Here is a 16,772-nt window from a genome sequence, read left to right on the forward strand (position 1 = left end):
CGACCGGGACGGAGCCCGCGCCGACGGCGACGGGGGCCGCGCCGATCGGGACGGCGACCACGTCGACCGCGACGGGGGCCGCGCCGACGGCACCGAGGGCCGGCAGGACGCGAAGGCCGCGCGATGAACGGCTTCTTCGACCTGCCCAGCGACCTCCAGCACAGCTACACCGGCCTGATCGGCCTGCACCTGCGGGAAGCCCTGCTGCCGGTGCTGGCCGGACTCCTCGTCTCGCTGCCCGTCGCCCAGCTCTGCGTCCGCTTCCGCTGGCTGTACCCGCCCGTCCTCGGCGTCACCACCGTGCTGTACGCCATCCCGTCGCTGGCCTTCTTCGTCGTCCTCATCGACTACACCGGCCAGAGCGAGACCACGGTGATGATCCCGCTCGCCGTGTACAGCCTGGTCGTGCTGGTCCCTGCGATCGTGGACGGGGTCCGCTCGGTGCCGCCGGAGACCCTGGCCGCGGCCCAGGCCATGGGCTTCGGGCCGGTACGGCGTTATCTCCAGGTGCAGTTGCCGATCGCCGTACCTGCGATCATCGCGGGCCTGCGGGTGGCCACCGTGTCGAGCATCTCCCTGGTCAGCGTCGGCATGCTCATCGGCAACCAGGGCGCCCTCGGCAACATGCTCAACGACGCCAACCTGTACCACCGGCCCGCGCTCGCCGTGAACTCCGTGCTGACCACCGCGGTCGTGGCGATCCTGGTCGACGCGCTGCTGGTCCTCGTCCGCGCGCTGCTGACCCCCTGGATGCCGAAGAAGGGTGCCGCCCGGTGAACGTTCTGGACTTCGCCCGCGCCTTCTTCGCCGACGGCGCCCACTGGCACGGCTACGACGGCATCCCCACCCGCGTGCTGGAACACATCGGGTACTCGCTGGAGGCCCTCGCCCTCGCCGCCTTGATCGCCCTGCCCGTGGGGCTGGTCACCGGCCACCTCGGGCGGGGTGGCAACGTCCTCGCGCTGATCGCCACCGCCGCCCGGGCCCTGCCCAGCTTCGGCCTGCTGGTGCTGATGTTCATCTGGCTCGGGCTCGGCACGCTGCCGGTGATGATCCCGCTGGTCGTGCTCGCCGTACCGCCGATCCTGGTCACCACCTACGAGGCGATCCGCGCCGTCGAGCCGTCCCCGGTGGACGCCGCGCGGGGCATGGGAATGACCGAGCCGCGCATTCTGCTCCAGGTGGAGATCCCGGTCGCGCTGCCCCTGATCCTCAGCGGGCTGCGCACGGCCGCCATCCAGATCGTCTCCACGGCCACCATCGCCGCCTACGTCAGCTTCGGCGGCCTCGGCCGCTACATCATCGACGGCCTCTACCAGAAGAACTACGAGAAGGTCGTCGGCGGTGCCACCCTGGTCGCCGGCCTGGCCCTCGCGACCCTCGTGGTGTTCTGGGCGGTGGCCAGGATCGCGGTGTCGCCCGGGGTACGGAGGAGCGACTGACGGACGCCCGCGTCGCGGACAACTCCGCACCCATCGAGGCCAATCGGTGACCTGAGGACACTTGACTGGCGAAGAACCGGCTGGATTGGATCAACGCGTGACTTCCACGAACCGCATCACCAGGCCCATCCGGAGGAACCGAGGCGCGGCAGTGGTCGCACTCGCGGCGGCGACGGCGCTGCTGGCCGGCTGCAACTCCTCCGACGACGGGGGCAACCCCCTGACGGACAGCAAGGCGAGCGGCGACTCCGTGGTCGTCGGGTCCAACAACTTCGCCGAGAGCATCCTGCTCGCGGACATCTACGGCGAAGCCCTCAAGGCCAAGGGAATCAAGGTCAGTTACAAGCCGAACATCGGCAGCCGCGAGACCACCTACGGGCTGCTGAAGAACGGCACGATATCCGTCCTGCCCGAGTACAACGGCGCGTTGCTGGCGTACCTCGACCAGAAGGCCGCCCCGAAGACGGCCGAGGAGACCACCGCCGCCATCAAGGCCAAGCTGGACCCCAAGCTGACCCTGCTGGAGCCCTCGCCGGCCGAGGACAAGGACTCCGTCACGCTCAACGCGGCGACCGCGAAGAAGTACGGGCTCACGGAGAAGTCCACCATCGCCGACCTGAAGGGCGTCGCGAAGGACCTGGTCATCGGCGCGTCGCCGGAGTTCCAGACCCGCCACCAGGGCCTGGTGGGCCTGAAGGACGTGTACGGCCTCGAGTTCAAGTCCTTCAAGGCGCTGGACGCGGGCGGCCCGCTGACCCAGGCGGCGCTGAAGAAGAACGCCGTGCAGGCGGCGGACATCTTCAGCACCGACGCGGTCATCGCCAAGGAGAAGTTCGTCGTCCTGCAGGACCCGGAGAACCTCTTCGGGTTCGAGAACGTCCAGCCCCTCGTGTACAAGAGCGCCCTGCCCCAGGAGGGCGTCGACGTGCTCAACGCCGTCTCCGCCAAGCTGGACACGGCGACCCTGCGGGACCTCGACACCCAGGTGCAGTCGCAGAACAAGGACCCGCTGGACGTCGCCAAGGCCTGGCTCCGGTCCGCCGGACTCGGCTGACCGAGCCCGCGCCTCACACCGGTTCGCCGGCACTCTCGCGCAGGCCGCCGCCCTCCGGGGCGGCGGCCTGCGCCTGCTTGCGGCGCCCGCGGCGGGACACCCGGGGTTCCTGGTCGGGCAGCCAGCCGAAGGTGAGGCAGCTGCCGAGGGCGCCGAGCAGCAGGCCGACGAGGAAGCCGCCCAGGTTGGAGGTGAGCCAGGTGCCCAGGGAGACCATGACTCCGGTGAGGGAGTAGAACAGCCGCTGGGCGGGGTTGAAGAGGACCAGCAGGCCCAGCAGCACCATCAGGGCGGGCAGCAGATAGCCGGCCAGTCCCTGCATGCCGATGTGCATGACGACCTTCATCGAGGCCTTCTCGGTGAACAGGATCTCGCCGCCGCCCAGGGCGAGCAGCAGCCCGCCCCAGAACGGCCGGCGGGCCCGCCAGTCGCGGAAGCCGGGCCGCACTCCCGTGCGTGGACGCTCCGGCATCGGGGTCAGCAACCCGAGTCGCTGAAGCCGAGCTTGAGACCGGGCAGCTTGAACACGCCAGCGGTGGTGGCGTAGTTGGTCTGCCGCAGGTTGGCGATGTGCACGGTGTCGGCCTGCTGACTGAAGACACCGATCGGACCCTTGGCGTTCGCCTTGGTCAGCGTGCTCGCGTCGTTGCCGATCTCGATGTTGTCGAACGCCGCGTCGCCCGACAGCTCGGTCGAATCGGTGGTCAGATCGGTCGCGGTCACCTTGTGCTCGCCGCTGCCCGCGGTGATCAGCAGGTTGGTTCCGCCGAGGTCGACGCTCTGGCACAGCTTGGTGAGCGTGGCGTTCTTGATCGCGGACGTGACGACCAGGACCTGTCCGCCGGTGTCACCGGCGTTCGGGCTGCCCTCCGCCATGTTGTCGAGCCCGCCGAACTGCTCGAAGCCCGTGCCGTCGAGCTCCGTCGCGGTGACCGTGAACGGCATGCCGGAGATCGCGAACTGCACGCCCAGCGCGCCCTGCGCGGTGAGGATCGCGAGGCCCGCGGTCACCAGGGTGGCGGGCACCGCCATCACGGCGGCCCGGCGCAGCCGGACGCGTCCCCGTCTCTCCGGGGTCTCGGAGGTCTCGGGGGTGTTGTCGGTGGACGGGAGGTCCGGGGACGAGGCCATGTCTGCTCCCAGAGGCATAGATCAATGCGGGTGGGGTTTCAGGTGGCGCGTTGTCCTGGCGCGGACAGCGGCTGCCGCACACTCCTCCTCGCACTCCCGGCGGATGCAAGGGCTTTCTCGTTACGTGGCAGTAGCCTTCGGGGAAGTTACCGCCGGTTACAGCGAGGGGTCAAGGTGCTTGTGAAAAGAGGGTGTCGGGTATGTGCAGACCGCTCCCGGCGCTGCCGCAACGGGCTGGTGCGACCAGCGGAGGGCGCATCAACTCCCTTGCCATGCCTTGACGTTGATGGTTGAGCGGGTCTACAACTCTCCCTGTTTCCCTCGGATCCGTGGCGCCGGATCCGCCGAGCGGCGTGGGCCGTGTTCCCGGCTTTCCACCGCACGCGCTCGGCATCGCGTTCCGCACCGTTCCGCGTTGCTCCCGGCACCGTTCGACCTCGCTCGTCCCCGCCGACAGCAACCGCTTCGCATCGCCGTCCCCCACCCCCCACCTCTGTCCCCCCACCTCGGAAGAGAGGCACCCGCATGCGCAAGCGCTCCCTCCTCGCCCTCGCCGGCACCGTCACCGCGCTCACGGTGGCCGCGGCCGTCCCCGCCTCGGCGAGCGACGCCGTCCTGACCACGGGCGCCGCCGGCGGCAGCGCCGTCGCGGTCGGCGACACCGTCACCGCGCCGCTGGCCGCGGGCACCGCCGCCACGCTCTACACCACCGCGAACAGCACCAGCGGCGTGAAGTGCACGACGTCCCAGTTCACGGCCAGTGTGACCGGCAACCCGACCGCGCCGGGCACCGCCACCGAGTCCGTCACCGCGCACACCCTCGCCAACTGCACCAGCAACATCACCGGCGTGCTCGGCGTCGACAGCATCACGATCAACAACCTGCCCTACAGCGCGACGATCACCTCGGACGGCACCCTGACCGTGACGCCTCCCAGTGGCTCCGCCATCCAGGCCACGGGCAAGCTGCGCACCCTGCTGGGCACCATCACCTGCGTCTACCGGGCGCCGAGCCTGACGGCGCAGGCCGCCAACGCGGACAACAGCATCACCTTCACCGACCAGCAGTTCACGAAGAGCTCGGGTTCGTCGCTCTGTCCCGCCAGCGGCTACTTCAGCGCCAAGTACGCCCCCGTGACCGACGCGGGCGTCCCGGTCTTCGTCAACTGATCTCCCCGACCGGGATCAGCGGCGTCGTAGCCGCAGTACGAGGGCGGCGCCCCCGGTGAGCACCAGCACCGCGGCGGCGCCGCCCGCCAGCAAGGGGGCCGAGGGACCCGTGTCCGTGCGGGTCTCCTCGGCCACGGGCGTGCTGTCACCGGGGGAGGCCGGTGTCTTCGTGCGCGGTGTCTCTGTACCCGGCGCATGCGCGTGCGGTGTCTTCGCGTCCGGCGCCTTCGTGCCCCGGGCCTTCGTGTCCGGCGCCTTCGTGTCCGGCGTCTTCGTGCCTCCTCGCGCCTGCTTCGAGTCCCCTGTCGCCTGTGCCGCCCCCGGGAACACGACGTCCGAGCACGAGTAGTACGTGTCCGTCGTACTGCTGTTCTGCCAGATGGTGTACAGCATCTGACGCCCGGTCCGGTCCTTCGGCAGGGTCGCCGTGATGTGGTACGCCCCCTTCGTCAGCGGCGGGTCCGTGACCTCGGCGAACGGGCGCTCGGGCAGGTCGGACCACTTCAGCGGCTTCGCGGGGTCGTAGCCGGGCCTGGTGAGGTACAGCCGGAACGTGCCGGTGTGCGCGATCGTCGAGGCGTACGTCATCGTCAGCCGGCCGCCCGGGGCCAGGCGAGTCGCCGGCCAGTCCGGCCGGGCCACGTCGAGGCCCCGGTAGGCGGGCAGGTTGCCGCTGCACAGCCTGCCGTCCGGAATCACCTGCCGGTCACGGCCGTTCACCCCGGCCACCCGCAGGTTGTCCCACGCCCCGAGGGGGCCGCCGTTGGCGGAGAGGGCCGCCCGGCAGGCCGCCGACCGGTTCGCGTCGCCCCCCTCGGGCGAGCAGGCGTAGACCCGGCTGACCGGATCGGTGGGGGCACCGTGCGCCTGGGCCGGCCCCGCCGCCCACGGCAGCAACAGGAGCGGGGCCGCCGCGGCGGCCGCCGTGACGCTCAGGCGGGCGGTCATCCGAGTTGTCCGGGTCATCCGGGACGCCTCCTCGGCGCGCACGGGAACGGGGGTCTGCTGCGACCAGTACGGGTCGCGGGCTCGGGGCGTTCAGTTCCCCTCCGGCATACGAAGCTCCGACCGCCACGACGAACACGGACCGGTCCTGCGGTTTTGTTGTGCGCCCGGTGCGCCCGGTACACGCCTCCAGCAGCCCTCGGTCGACCCGCGAAGACGTCCCCGCAGCCCACGAGGGCAAGGGGCGAACGTCCCCTGACCGATGCCGACTTTCTTGCCGACCCGGCTGACTCCCGTTCCAGGTCGGTGAGTTATCGTATGCGAGGGGTTAAAACAAACCGCGTGTCCCGTTCGTTCATGGGGTGAGAGAGGGGTCGGTCGATGGCGAGGCAGTTACGTGCTGAGCAGACCCGGGCAACGATCATCACGGCCGCCGCCGACCTGTTCGACCGCCAGGGCTACGAATCCACCAGTCTGAGCGACATCGTCGGCCATGCTCAGGTCACCAAGGGCGCGCTGTACTTCCACTTCGCCGCCAAGGAGGACCTCGCCCACGCCATCCTGGAGCTGCAGGCCGCGGCATCGCAGCAGGTGGTGGCCGACGTCGAGGGCCGCGGCTGCTCCTCGCTGGAGTCCCTGATGCGCACCACGTTCGGGGTCGCCCGGCTCGCCGTGGACGACCCGGTGCCGCGCGCCGGGCTCCGGCTCGCCACCGCCGACATCGCCGTGCGGGCGCCGCTCAGGCACCCCTTCACCGAGTGGCTGGACTTCGCCTCCCGCAAGTTCTCCGGGGCGGTCAGGGAGTCCGATGTGCACGCGGACATCGACGTCGGGGTCGTCGCCCATTCCCTCGTCTGCTTCTTCGTGGGCACCCGGGTGGCCGGGCGCTCGCTCGAACCGGTCGGACGGCTGCCCCGCAGGGTGGCCGAGATGTGGTTCCTGATGATCCGGGGCCTGGTCCCGGTGCACCGCCGCCCGCGCTATCTGACCCTCGCCACGCAGCTGGAGCGGGAGATCAGAACCGGCTGACCCGGGGAGCCGCGCGATACGGTGACCGGCATGCCCGACACCCCCACCGCGCCCGTGATCCTCGGCGACGAACCCGGCGCGTTCCCGCACAGCGTGCTGGCCGAGCGCCACCCCGCGATCATCCGGCAGGTGCGGGACGCCTTCCCCTACGGTCCCGGGCAGCACCGCGCGCTGGACGAGCTGCTCATGAGCTGCACCGAGGGCGTGATCGAACCGCTGCCCGAGGACGCGGACGACCGGGACCGATGGCGTGACTGGGGGCTGCACACCCACGTCGGGCAGTCCTGGTTCGACGTGCCCTGGCTGTGGTCGGAGAGCTACTTCTACCGCCGGCTGCTCGACGCCGTCGGCTACTTCAGGCCGGGCCCCTGGCAGGGCATCGACCCTTTCCGCCCCTTCAAACGCGCCGAACTCGACACCCTGGAGACCGAGGCGGAACTCGCCGCGCTCGACGCGCTCCAGGACCGGCCGCAGCCGGAGCGGGACCGCGCCCTGCTGCACGGCTCGCTGTGGGGCAACCGCGCCGACCTCGGCTTCCGTCTCTCCGCCGGCGGCGCCGAGGATCACGAACCGGCGCCGGGCCTGGTCGCCGACGACAGCGAGACCCTCTGGTCGCTGCTGCCGCCCTCCGGCGCCGGCACGCTCTGCCTGGTCGCGGACAACGCGGGCCGCGAACTCGTCCCCGACCTGCTGCTGATCGCCCACCTCCTCGCCGAGGGCCGGATCCACCGGGCGTTCCTGCACGTCAAGCCGTACCCGTACTACGTCTCCGACGCCACGACCTCCGACGTGGTCGACGCGCTGAGCCGGATCCGGTCGGCGCCGGGAGCCGCCGCGGCGTACGGGAGCGTGCTCTGGTCGGCCATGGCGGACGGCCGTCTCACCGTGCGTGCCCACCCGTTCGCCGCCGCCCCGCTGCCGTACGCCGGCATGCCGGACGACCTGCGCGCCGAGTTCGCCTCGGCGACCCTGACGATCCTCAAGGGCGACCTCAACTACCGCCGACTGGTGGGCGACCGGATGTGGCCGCCCACCACGCCCTTCCAGGAGGTGACGGCCTACTTCCCCGGCCCGGTCGCCGCCCTGCGCACCCTGAAGTCCGACGTGGTCACCGGCCTGTCCGCGGCCACCGAGGCCGCCCTGGTCGAGGCGGAGGGGCAGGGCTGGCGCGTCACCGGCACCCACGCCCTGATCCAGGTCGACCCGTCACGGGGCGCGGACGGCGCGGACGGCGGGGAGGGTCTGGACGGGGAGTGACTTGATGCCGTTGATGAAGTTGGACACGAGGCGCTGCGGCGGCGCCGCCAGGCGCAGGCCGGGGAGCGCGCGCAGCACCTCCTCGTGGAGCAGCCGCAGCTGAAGCCGGGCGAAGTGGGCGCCCAGGCACACGTGCGGTCCGTCCCCGAAGGACACGTGGGGGTTGGGGGTGCGGGCGAGGTCCAGCCGGTCCGGTGCGGTGAAGACACGCTCGTCCCTGTTGGCCGAGGCGTGGAACACCACGACCTTGTCGCCCGCCCGGATCCGGCGGCCCGCCAGCACGGTGTCCCGCGCGGCCGTCCGGCGGAAGGTCAGCACCGGGGGATGCCAGCGCAGCAACTCGTCGACCGCGGACGGCAGGCCGGCCTTCCCCACGCGCAGCAGCTCGTACGCCTCCGGATGCTCGGCCAGCGCCAGCAGTCCGCCGGGGGCCGCGCTGCGCACCGTGTCGTTGCCCGCGACGGTGAGCAGGAAGAAGAACATCTCCAGCTCCGCCGGGGCGAGTTCGGAGTCATGGGCGAGCGTGGTGATGATGTCGTCGGCGGGATGGCGCCGTTTGTGCGCGGCGAGTTGCTGCGCGTAGGCGAACATGTCCCGCAGCATCGCCGGGGAACGCGGGTTGACCGGCTTGCCCGTCTCGTCCAGCACCGCAGGACCGGCCTCGTCCGGGTCCTGGTAGCCGATGACCCGCTGGGTCCAGTGCAGCAGCAGCCGCCGGTCGCTCTCCGGAACGCCGAGCAGATCGGCCAGGTTGAGCAGGGCGTACTCGTCGGTGACGGCGGCGACCAGATCGACCGTGCCGTCGCCGTTCCGCGCCTGGCCGACCGCCCGCGTGAGCAGCGTGCGCGCCCGGTCGCGGGCGAGCGCCGCGAACCGGTCGACGCGGCCCGGCGTGAACGCCCGGCTCACCAGCCGCCGCAGCCTCCCGTGCCGCGGCGGATCCTGATTGAGCATCATGCGCCGGATGAACGGCAGGTCGTCCGGATCGGGGTCGCGGATCTGGGTCGCGCCGAGGTACGAGGAGTACGTCGCCGAGTCCTTGAACACGCGGACCACGTCCGCGTGCCGGGTCACCGCCCAGAACCCGGGCCCGGCCGGCCAGCCCAGCACCTCGTGCTCGTCCTGCCAGGCCACGGGATGCTCGTCGCGCAGCAGCCGGTAGTCGGCGTAGGGCACCCCGGCGGCGTACCGGCGCGGGTCGAAGACGTCGGGCACCGGCCGGGCCCGGGGCACGCTCACGCCGCGTCGTCCTCGCCGGCGGTGTCCGCGCCCAGGAAGTCCTCCACCGCGGAGATCAGCTCCAGCGGCGTCTCGTCCATGGCGTAGTGCCCGGCGCACGGCAGCGACACCAGCTCGGCGCGCGGGTACCAGGACATCCACGTCTGCCGCATCAGCTCGGGGGACAGCGCCGGATCCAGCTCCCCGGCCACCGCCAGCGCGGGCACCTCGCCGCCCTCGACGTCGGCGCGGAAGTCGTCCCCCGCCCAGGAGTCGAGCCAGGCCCGGAACGCCTTCGCGTCGCTGCACTTCAGCGAGCGGTCCACCATCCGGTCCAGCCAGGCGGCGGGACGGCGCTCGCCGGTGGTGATGTCGATGATCGCGCGCCGGTTCTCCGGCTTGTGCGCCGCGTCCGCGAACAGCACGCCCTGCTCTCCGGGCAGCGGCAGCCCCGAGGCGGGCACGGGGGAGACCCCCACGATCCGGCGCAGCCGCCGCGGGGCGACCGACAGCAGCCGCTGCGCCACCGCGCCGCCCATCGAGTGTCCGATCACCGAGAACCGGTCCCAGCCCAGCCGGTCGGCCAGCTCCACCAGATCCCCGGCCGCCTCGGCGGTCGTGTACGAGCCCGCGGCGTCCCGGGCCTCGCCGTAGCCGCGCAGATCGACCAACGCGTAGGTGAAGGTGGTGCGGTCGAGGTCCGGCAGGACGGGCGCGTAGGCGGAACGGTCGGCGAACCAGCCGTGCACGGCGAACACCTTGTGGGCGCCGTCGCCGTGCACCTCATGAGGCAGCACGAAGGAGGTCATGCGCATACGGTGGCCCGCGCGCGGGGGCTCGGCAAGGGCGCGGACAACGCGTCCTCGCGACCGGTCCGCGCCCGGTCGCCTGCTGTCCGCTTCCCCCAACGCCACACAGTCTGTTGACAGTTCACGGCTTCCGTGGCATTTCACGCGATGGTGTGATCATGTGCCGCCGGTTGGATGCGGCTCCGGGGCCGCGGGTAGGGCCCGGCCATGACGCAGCCGTTCGAACTCCCGCACTTCTACATGCCGTATCCCGCGCGGCTGAACCCCCATGTCGACGAGGCCCGTGCCCACTCGACGGCGTGGGCGCGCGAGATGGGCATGCTCGAGGGCTCCGGGATCTGGGCGCAGGCCGACCTGGAGGCGCACGACTACGGGCTCCTGTGTGCCTACACCCACCCCGACTGCGACGGCCCCGCCCTCTCGCTCATCACCGACTGGTACGTCTGGGTGTTCTTCTTCGACGACCACTTCCTGGACATGTTCAAACGCACCCAGGACCGCGCCGCCGGAAAGGCCCACCTGGACCGCCTGCCGCTGTTCATGCCTATCGACCCCACGACACCGATGCCGGAGCCGGAGAACCCGGTGGAGGCGGGCCTCGCCGACCTCTGGCGGCGCACGGTGCCGTCGATGTCCGTCGACTGGCGCCGGCGCTTCTCCGTGGCGACCGAGCATCTGCTCAACGAGTCGATGTGGGAGCTGTCCAACATCAACGAGGGACGGATCGCCAACCCGGTCGAGTACATCGAGATGCGCCGCAAGGTGGGCGGCGCCCCCTGGTCGGCGGGGCTCGTGGAGTACGCGACCGCCGAGGTGCCCGCCGCCGTGTCCGGGACCCGGCCGCTCAGGGTGCTCATGGAGACCTTCTCCGACGCCGTCCACCTGCGCAACGACCTCTTCTCTTACCAGCGGGAGGTCGAGGACGAGGGCGAGAACAGCAACGGCGTGCTCGTGCTGGAGACCTTCTTCGGCTGCACCACCCAGGAGGCCGCCGAGACCGTCAACGACATCCTCACCTCGCGCCTGCACCAGTTCGAGCACACCGCGCTCACCGAGGTCCCGGCCGTGGCCCTGGAGACGGGGCTCAGGCCCGACGAGATGGCCGCGGTCGCCGCCTACACCAAGGGACTCCAGGACTGGCAGTCAGGCGGCCACGAGTGGCACCTGCGCTCCAGCCGCTACATGAACAAGGGCGCGCGCACCGACTCGCCCTGGCAGCTGCTCGGCGGCCCCGGCACCTCCGCCGCCGACGTCGGCGCCCTGCTCGCCTCGGCCGCCGCCGAACGCCTGCGCGCCTACGCCCATGTGCCGTTCCAGAAGGTCGGCCCCGCATTGTTGCCCGACTTCCCCATGCCGTTCACCCTGGAGCTGAGCCCGCACCTCGACACCGCCCGCCGCCACCTCGTCACCTGGTCGCACCGCATGGGCATCCTCCAGGAGGGCGTCTGGGACGAGGACAAGCTCGCCGCCCACGACCTCGCGCTCTGCTCGGCCGGACTGGACCCCGACGCCACCCCCGAGGCCCTCGACCTCAGCGCCCAGTGGCTCGCCTGGGGCACGTACGGCGACGACTACTACCCCCTGGTCTTCGGCCACCGCCGCGACCTCGCTGCCGCCCGCCTGACCACCGCCCGGCTCTCCCGGTGCATGCCGGTGGAGGGTGAACCGGCCGTCGCCCCCGGCAACGCCATGGAGCGCGGCCTGATCGACCTGTGGGCGCGGACGACGGCTGGGATGACCCCCGACCAGCGGCGCACCCTGAAGACGGCCGTCGACAGCATGACCGAGAGCTGGATCTGGGAGCTGTCCAACCAGCTGCAGAACCGCGTCCCCGACCCGGTCGACTACCTGGAGATGCGCCGCGCCACCTTCGGCTCCGACCTCACCCTGAGCCTGTGCCGGATGGGCCAGGGCCCCGCGATCCCGCCGGAGGTGTACCGCAGCGGCCCCGTGCGCTCCCTGGAGAACGCGGCCATCGACTACGCCTGCCTGCTCAACGACGTCTTCTCGTACCAGAAGGAGATCGAGTACGGGGGCGAGATCCACAACGCGATCCTCGTCGTGCAGAACTTCTTCGGCGTGGACTACCCGGCCGCGCTCGGCGTCGTCCACGATCTGATGACCCAGCGCATGCAGCAGTTCGAGCACGTCGTCGCGCACGAACTGCCGGCGCTGTACGAGGACTTCCAGCTGTCCGAGGAGGCGCGCACGGCCCTGGACGGCTATGTCCTGGATCTGCAGAACTGGCTGGCGGGCATCCTGAACTGGCACCGGGAGGTCGACCGTTACAAGGCGGAGTGGCTCGGCCGCCGCGCCCACGGCTTCCTGCCCGACCGGGCGCCGGCCCCGGTCCTGCTGGTCAGCTGACGCCGCCGATCCGCTCCACCACCTCCGCGGCGAGGTCGTCCAGCCCTCGCATGATCGGGCCCCGCAACTCCCCGCGGATCGCGTCGGCCGCCGCCAGGACGGAGCGGGCCTCCTCGGTGAGGTCCGCTGCGGCCAGGGCGAGGACCAGCGCGTAGTGCTCCTGGGCTGTGAACCGGCCGAGGTTCGCCTCCTGCCAGTGCGCCAGGCTGTCGTCGCCCGGCGCGTCCAGGACGGAGCGGAGCACGGCGAGGGTCCGCGCGGCCGGGACGAGCCGGCCCGTGGAGCGCTCCAGCCGGGCCTGGTCCCGCAGGGCCGATATCCGGTCCCAGGCGGTCTCCTGGAGCGCGGCGTACAGCCGCCGGGCACGCAGCGCCTGCTCCAGGTCGCCCAGCTCCTCGAAGTCGTAGGCAAGGGAGCTGAGCGGCGCGGGGTCGAGGGTGGTGGGGGAGCCGGGCCGCCGCAGCATGCTCTGGTTCATGACGAGGGCGTCCAGCTGCCGGATCAGGGTGACCCGGGCCAGCTCGGTGAGCCCCTGGGCCGCCGCCAGGTCGGTCCAGGTCCCCGTCGGCTCGTCGGACGGATCCGTGCCGAACAGGCACTCGTCCAGCTCCTCGGCCCAGCGGCGCAGTTCCGCCCCGTCGGCGTCCGGTTCGGGGATCCCGCCCAGCCCGCAGTGGGTGTCGAAGTCCGTGTCCCGGACCGCGTGCAGCAGCGGCAGGTCCGCCGGGTCTCCGTGCAGGCCCACCAGGACGGCCGCGAGCCGCAGCTCGTCGGACATCGACGACTCCGCCTCCCGGCGCAGCAGCTCCCTCAGCAGACCGAGATCGCCGTCCGAGCGGTCGAACTGCGCGGCCCGCAGCACCAGTCGGCGCCGCACCGGATCCCCGGCCACCGCCTCGCGCGCCGCCGCGTCCCCGGCGCGCAGCAGCGCGAGGTCGGCCCGGCCGCGCTCCAGCACCGGCTCCCACAGCGGCGGGCGGGGATGCCCGTCGAGCAGCTCGTACGCCATGCCCTCGTCGGCGTTGAGCAGCACATGGTCCGGTTCCGTGCGCAGGAGTGCCCGGTGCAGCAGGGCGATCAGCTCCACCGGGGACCGCTCGGGCAGGCCCAGCGCGGCGCGCAGTTCGGCGCGCTCGGCGTCGATGCCGGCGTACTCCCGGATCCCGTCCTCGGTCTCGGCCACGCACGCGAGGATCGCCTCCTCGCCGTCCGCCGGGGACAGGTCCAGGTAATCGTGCCAGCCGGGCAGACCGATCATGATCTCCAGCGCCTCGTCGACGCCGGTGCCGATGATCCCGGCCGAGCCCTCCGAGTCGGCGTACAGCATCGACCCGTCCGCGCACAGGAAGTACGTACCGCCCGTGTCGTCCCCGGCGAGCACCTCCAGCGGGCCGCCGGATGCCAGCCGGACCGCCTCGACATGGCCATGGGCGGCGCGGTCCAGGTCGAAGCCGAAGGGGAACGCGGCCAGTTCGGCGAGGTGCCGGTGCTGCCGCAGGAGCCGCAGGGCGTGATCGGTCATGTCACCGAACGTAACAGCCACCACTGACAGCCCGGCACCGGCCGTGTGCGAGGCCCGGTTCTGCCGTGCGCAGAGACACGGTTCCGCCGTGCGTGGAGGGCGGGTTGAGCCCGGGTGCGGCGGCTGGGCGGGGTGGTGACGCCGAGGCCGGGCGGTCACGCCAGAGCGGGGCGGTGGCGCGGAGGCCGGTCCGTGGCACGGAGGACGGGCCGCGGCGCCGGGGCCCGGCTCAGGCCGTGACGCCGAGGTCGGCTCAGGCCGCGCCGCGTGCCCGTGAGGCGTGTTCGGCCGCGGCGCGGCCCAGTGCCCGTACGACCGGATGGGGGCGCGAGCCGTCGCCGGACAGCTCCGGCTGGAACAGCGTGGCCAGGAAGAAGGGGTGGTCCGGCAGTTCGGCGACGCGGACCTGTCCGTCCTCGTCGTGCCCGGACAGCCGCAGGCCGTGCGCGCGCAGGGTGTCGAGGTGGCGAGAGGGGCCGTACGCGCAGAAGTACCGCTCCACCGTGCGCGCCGAGCCGATCACCGAGTGGGCGAGGGAACCCGGTTCGAGCGTCACCGCGGCCTCGTGGCCCACCAGGGAGCAGGCCAGCGGCTCGATGAGCGGGTCGTCGGCGTCGGGGTCGTTCTCGGCGTGCGCGGCCCGGGTCAGCCCGCACACGTTCCGGGCGAACTCCAGCAGCGCGTGCTGGAAGCCGCCGCAGGTGCCGAGGAACGGGATGCCCTCCTCGCGCGCGGTGCGCACGGCCGCGAGGACGCCGGCCTCGCTGCGGTAGGGGCTGCCCGGCAGCACCCACACCGCGTCGAAACCGCGTACCGCGCCCTCCGCCTCCGCGTCCTCGGACGGGATCCAGTAGGCGTCCAGGACCAGCCGGTCGCGTGCGGCGAGGGCGTCGAGCAGGAGCGGGACGCGGGTGTGCGAGACGACGTTGGGGGAGCGGTCCCCGACGAGGGCGAGGGTGGCGGTGCGAGCCGCGGTGTTCGTCATGCCGTTCATCGTGGGCGGCCTCCATGGTTCACGTCCAACGATGATTTCTGGACCATCGATAAGCACTGCTGATGGAATGGGATGCTGTCCGGCATGGACCCGCACCTGCTGCGCACGTACGTCACCGTGGCGCGCCTCGCCTCCTTCTCCGAGGCCGCGCGCGAGCTGGGCTACACCCAGTCCGCGGTCTCCCAGCACATCGCGGCGCTCGAACAGGACCTCGGCGCGCCCCTGCTCACCCGCCGTCCGGTCGCACCCACCGCGGCGGGCGAACGCCTCCTGGAACACGCCGGTCCGCTGCTGCTGCGCCTGGACGCGGCCCGTGCCGACGTCGTCCGTATGGCCGCCGCCCCCGCGCACGGCCTCACCCTCGCCACCACACCCACCGCGCTCGGCCCCCGCGTCCTCGGCGCGCTCCCGCCCGCGGGCGTGACGCTGCGCGTCCTCACCCGTGACGAGATCCCGGCCGCCGTCGCCACCGGCACCGCCGACCTCGGCCTGGTCGACGGGCTCGCCGCGCCCAGCGACCCGCTGCGGCTGCCCGACGTGGCGCCGCTGACCACGCACGGGGTGGTGGAGGAACCCGTCGCCGTGCTGCTCCCCGCCGGGCACCCCCTGGCCGGACGGTCCGGGCTGCGGCTGGGCGACCTCGCCGACGCCCGCTGGATCGACGCCCCGGACGCGGCCCTGCCCCTCGCCCATCTGCGTGCCGCGAACGGCGGCGGCGCCTTCCGCACCGCCCTGCGCTACGAGGGCACCGACCTGCGCACCCTCACCGCCCTCACCGCCGCCGGCCACGGCCTCGCCCTGCTGCCCCGCTCCACGGCCACCGGCGTACCGGGCACGGTGACCGTCCCGCTCACCGCACCCCGGGTCGTCCATCGCACGGAACTCGTGCACGGCGGCACACCGGGCGGAGCGGCCGCCGAGGTCGTGCGGGGACTGGTGGGGGAACGGCTCGGGAGCTGAGGGCCGGCGCGGGGTTTGAAGCCGTCTCGACGCCTGAGGGGGGACCGCCGCCGGTCGGATCGTCTCGGCACCTGAGGGCGGGACCCTGCATGGCTACCCTGCGCCACCCTCCGGCCAGTCTCACTCGTTCGTGTCTTCTGGTGGCCCCGCGCCCCGGGTAGAGCTCCAGCCGGAGGCGAGCGAAACCATGGAACAGACTGCGTTGCGTCCCAAGCCGATGCCCGGTCAGGAGCGGCGGGACAGCGGTACGACCGGTGCCGCCCGGCGCCCGCATGCCGCCCGGCGCCGGGGCCGGCGGATCAGGGCCCTGCTGCTCTGCCTGATCATCGGCACCGCCCTGGTGCTCTGTGGGGTCGGACTCGGCACGGTGGGCGCCACGGTGATCGGCATGAGCAAGCTGGCCGAGCTGCAGCGGCAGGCCGCGCCGCGCGCCGCCCCGGTCAAGCCCGTGCCCGCGGCACCCACCGTCACCCCGAGCCCCGCCGCGGCCCGGCCCGGGGCCACCCTCGGTGTGGAGGTCGTCGACGCCGAGAAGGCGGGGGCGCTGGTGACGGGCGTCCACGTCCCCGGCCCCGGCTACACGGCGGGCCTGGTCCGCGGTGACGTCCTGCTCCAGTTCGGTACCGCCCGCGTCGACAGCGCGGCCGACCTCGCCCGGGCCGTCACCGAGGCCCGCCCCGGCACGGAGGTGACCCTCACCGTGCGCCACCGCAGCGGCGGCTACCAGCAGTTGACCGTCGTTCCGGGCCTGGTGACCTGACCAGGGCGGATCGCCGGACCGCCGCACAGCTCCGCCGGACCGCTGTCCCGCTCCGCCGGAGTGCCGGCCCGCGCCCCCGGCCGTACCGGGAAACCCGCTGGTCACCCCCCGCCT

The 16,772-nt window shown here is 72.4% G+C and carries 16 protein-coding genes; 9 read left to right on the forward strand and 7 right to left on the reverse strand.

Annotation, left to right across the window (positions count from 1 at the left end):
* The first annotated feature begins 123 nt into the window (after positions 1–123).
* The 3 genes from ABZ865_RS00955 (at position 124) to ABZ865_RS00965 (ending at position 2,496) form a co-directional block, all read left to right on the forward strand.
* The gene (locus ABZ865_RS00955; RefSeq protein WP_361222101.1) at positions 124–777 is read left to right on the forward strand and encodes an ABC transporter permease subunit; all 654 of its coding nucleotides are present in this window, start codon (positions 124–126) and stop codon (positions 775–777) included.
* On the forward strand, positions 774–1,442 hold the full coding sequence (locus tag ABZ865_RS00960; RefSeq protein ID WP_361222103.1) for an ABC transporter permease: 669 nt from the start codon (positions 774–776) through the stop codon (positions 1,440–1,442). Before ABZ865_RS00955 ends, ABZ865_RS00960 begins: the two co-directional genes overlap by 4 nt.
* A gap of 97 nt (positions 1,443–1,539) precedes the next feature.
* Entirely contained in the window at positions 1,540–2,496 is a 957-nt protein-coding gene (locus tag ABZ865_RS00965) for an ABC transporter substrate-binding protein (protein WP_361222105.1), read from the forward strand.
* 13 nt (positions 2,497–2,509) lie between these two features.
* Here ABZ865_RS00965 and ABZ865_RS00970 read toward each other — a convergent pair whose 3' ends face one another.
* Together ABZ865_RS00970 and ABZ865_RS00975 are read right to left on the reverse strand one after the other, a co-directional pair.
* Positions 2,510–2,968 (reverse strand): DUF6114 domain-containing protein, encoded by a 459-nt coding sequence (locus ABZ865_RS00970; RefSeq protein ID WP_361222107.1) that lies wholly within the window; start codon positions 2,966–2,968, stop codon positions 2,510–2,512.
* 5 nt (positions 2,969–2,973) lie between these two features.
* Positions 2,974–3,627: a DUF6230 family protein gene (locus ABZ865_RS00975; RefSeq protein ID WP_361222109.1), complete on the reverse strand. Its 654-nt coding sequence runs from the start codon at positions 3,625–3,627 to the stop codon at positions 2,974–2,976.
* A gap of 525 nt (positions 3,628–4,152) precedes the next feature.
* Here ABZ865_RS00975 and ABZ865_RS00980 point away from each other — a divergent pair.
* Positions 4,153–4,797, forward strand: a complete 645-nt coding sequence (locus tag ABZ865_RS00980; RefSeq protein WP_361222111.1) for a Tat pathway signal sequence domain protein — start codon at positions 4,153–4,155, stop codon at positions 4,795–4,797.
* 15 nt (positions 4,798–4,812) lie between these two features.
* On the opposite strand, the gene ABZ865_RS00985 is transcribed toward ABZ865_RS00980, so the two are convergent.
* On the reverse strand, positions 4,813–5,763 hold the full coding sequence (locus ABZ865_RS00985) for a lytic polysaccharide monooxygenase (RefSeq protein ID WP_361222112.1): 951 nt from the start codon (positions 5,761–5,763) through the stop codon (positions 4,813–4,815).
* Between the two features lie 360 nt (positions 5,764–6,123).
* On the opposite strand from ABZ865_RS00985, the gene ABZ865_RS00990 reads away from it, so the two are divergent.
* Together ABZ865_RS00990 and ABZ865_RS00995 are read left to right on the forward strand one after the other, a co-directional pair.
* A complete protein-coding gene (locus ABZ865_RS00990; RefSeq protein WP_361222114.1) occupies positions 6,124–6,771 on the forward strand; it encodes a ScbR family autoregulator-binding transcription factor in 648 nt (215 codons plus the stop codon).
* A 30-nt stretch (positions 6,772–6,801) separates the two neighbouring features.
* Positions 6,802–8,028, forward strand: coding sequence for a damage-control phosphatase ARMT1 family protein (locus ABZ865_RS00995; protein WP_361222116.1), 1,227 nt, complete (start codon positions 6,802–6,804; stop codon positions 8,026–8,028).
* On the opposite strand, the gene ABZ865_RS01000 is transcribed toward ABZ865_RS00995, so the two are convergent.
* Both ABZ865_RS01000 and ABZ865_RS01005 read right to left on the reverse strand, forming a co-directional pair.
* Positions 7,978–9,267 (reverse strand): cytochrome P450, encoded by a 1,290-nt coding sequence (locus tag ABZ865_RS01000; RefSeq protein ID WP_361222118.1) that lies wholly within the window; start codon positions 9,265–9,267, stop codon positions 7,978–7,980. The genes ABZ865_RS00995 and ABZ865_RS01000 overlap by 51 nt on opposite strands.
* Positions 9,264–10,055, reverse strand: coding sequence for an alpha/beta hydrolase (locus tag ABZ865_RS01005; protein WP_361222120.1), 792 nt, complete (start codon positions 10,053–10,055; stop codon positions 9,264–9,266). The genes ABZ865_RS01000 and ABZ865_RS01005 overlap by 4 nt, the downstream gene beginning before the upstream one ends.
* 207 nt (positions 10,056–10,262) lie before the next feature.
* Between ABZ865_RS01005 and cyc2 the strand changes: the two genes are divergently transcribed.
* The gene (gene cyc2, locus ABZ865_RS01010; protein WP_361222122.1) at positions 10,263–12,422 is read left to right on the forward strand and encodes a germacradienol/geosmin synthase Cyc2; all 2,160 of its coding nucleotides are present in this window, start codon (positions 10,263–10,265) and stop codon (positions 12,420–12,422) included.
* Here the strand turns inward: cyc2 and ABZ865_RS01015 are convergent.
* Positions 12,415–13,944 (reverse strand): hypothetical protein, encoded by a 1,530-nt coding sequence (locus ABZ865_RS01015; protein WP_361222124.1) that lies wholly within the window; start codon positions 13,942–13,944, stop codon positions 12,415–12,417. The genes cyc2 and ABZ865_RS01015 overlap by 8 nt on opposite strands.
* Positions 13,945–14,197: 253 nt before the next feature.
* Positions 14,198–14,929, reverse strand: a complete 732-nt coding sequence (locus ABZ865_RS01020; RefSeq protein WP_361222126.1) for a hypothetical protein — start codon at positions 14,927–14,929, stop codon at positions 14,198–14,200.
* 93 nt (positions 14,930–15,022) lie between these two features.
* On the opposite strand from ABZ865_RS01020, the gene ABZ865_RS01025 reads away from it, so the two are divergent.
* Both ABZ865_RS01025 and ABZ865_RS01030 read left to right on the forward strand, forming a co-directional pair.
* On the forward strand, positions 15,023–15,898 hold the full coding sequence (locus tag ABZ865_RS01025) for a LysR family transcriptional regulator (protein ID WP_361222128.1): 876 nt from the start codon (positions 15,023–15,025) through the stop codon (positions 15,896–15,898).
* A gap of 187 nt (positions 15,899–16,085) precedes the next feature.
* Positions 16,086–16,658 carry a PDZ domain-containing protein gene (locus ABZ865_RS01030; RefSeq protein ID WP_361222130.1) on the forward strand — a complete coding sequence of 191 codons (573 nt, stop codon included), beginning with the start codon at positions 16,086–16,088 and terminating at the stop codon, positions 16,656–16,658.
* Positions 16,659–16,772 lie beyond the last annotated feature (114 nt).

The organism is Streptomyces sp. NPDC047085 (assembly GCF_040643735.1).
Classification (GTDB): Bacteria; Actinomycetota; Actinomycetes; order Streptomycetales; family Streptomycetaceae; genus Streptomyces.

Excerpts from the sequence above, each read along its gene's own strand:
- ABZ865_RS00955 (WP_361222101.1), top strand. The coding sequence starts at position 124 with ATGAACGGCTTCTTCGACCTGCCCAGCGACCTCCAGCACAGCTACACC.
- ABZ865_RS00970 (WP_361222107.1), bottom strand. The coding sequence starts at position 2,968 with ATGCCGGAGCGTCCACGCACGGGAGTGCGGCCCGGCTTCCGCGACTGG.
- ABZ865_RS00975 (WP_361222109.1), bottom strand. The coding sequence starts at position 3,627 with ATGGCCTCGTCCCCGGACCTCCCGTCCACCGACAACACCCCCGAGACC.
- ABZ865_RS00980 (WP_361222111.1), top strand. The coding sequence starts at position 4,153 with ATGCGCAAGCGCTCCCTCCTCGCCCTCGCCGGCACCGTCACCGCGCTC.
- ABZ865_RS00985 (WP_361222112.1), bottom strand. The coding sequence starts at position 5,763 with ATGACCCGGACAACTCGGATGACCGCCCGCCTGAGCGTCACGGCGGCC.
- ABZ865_RS00990 (WP_361222114.1), top strand. The coding sequence starts at position 6,124 with ATGGCGAGGCAGTTACGTGCTGAGCAGACCCGGGCAACGATCATCACG.
- ABZ865_RS00995 (WP_361222116.1), top strand. The coding sequence starts at position 6,802 with ATGCCCGACACCCCCACCGCGCCCGTGATCCTCGGCGACGAACCCGGC.
- ABZ865_RS01005 (WP_361222120.1), bottom strand. The coding sequence starts at position 10,055 with ATGACCTCCTTCGTGCTGCCTCATGAGGTGCACGGCGACGGCGCCCAC.
- cyc2 (WP_361222122.1), top strand. The coding sequence starts at position 10,263 with ATGACGCAGCCGTTCGAACTCCCGCACTTCTACATGCCGTATCCCGCG.
- ABZ865_RS01015 (WP_361222124.1), bottom strand. The coding sequence starts at position 13,944 with ATGACCGATCACGCCCTGCGGCTCCTGCGGCAGCACCGGCACCTCGCC.
- ABZ865_RS01020 (WP_361222126.1), bottom strand. The coding sequence starts at position 14,929 with ATGACGAACACCGCGGCTCGCACCGCCACCCTCGCCCTCGTCGGGGAC.
- ABZ865_RS01025 (WP_361222128.1), top strand. The coding sequence starts at position 15,023 with ATGGACCCGCACCTGCTGCGCACGTACGTCACCGTGGCGCGCCTCGCC.
- ABZ865_RS01030 (WP_361222130.1), top strand. The coding sequence starts at position 16,086 with ATGGAACAGACTGCGTTGCGTCCCAAGCCGATGCCCGGTCAGGAGCGG.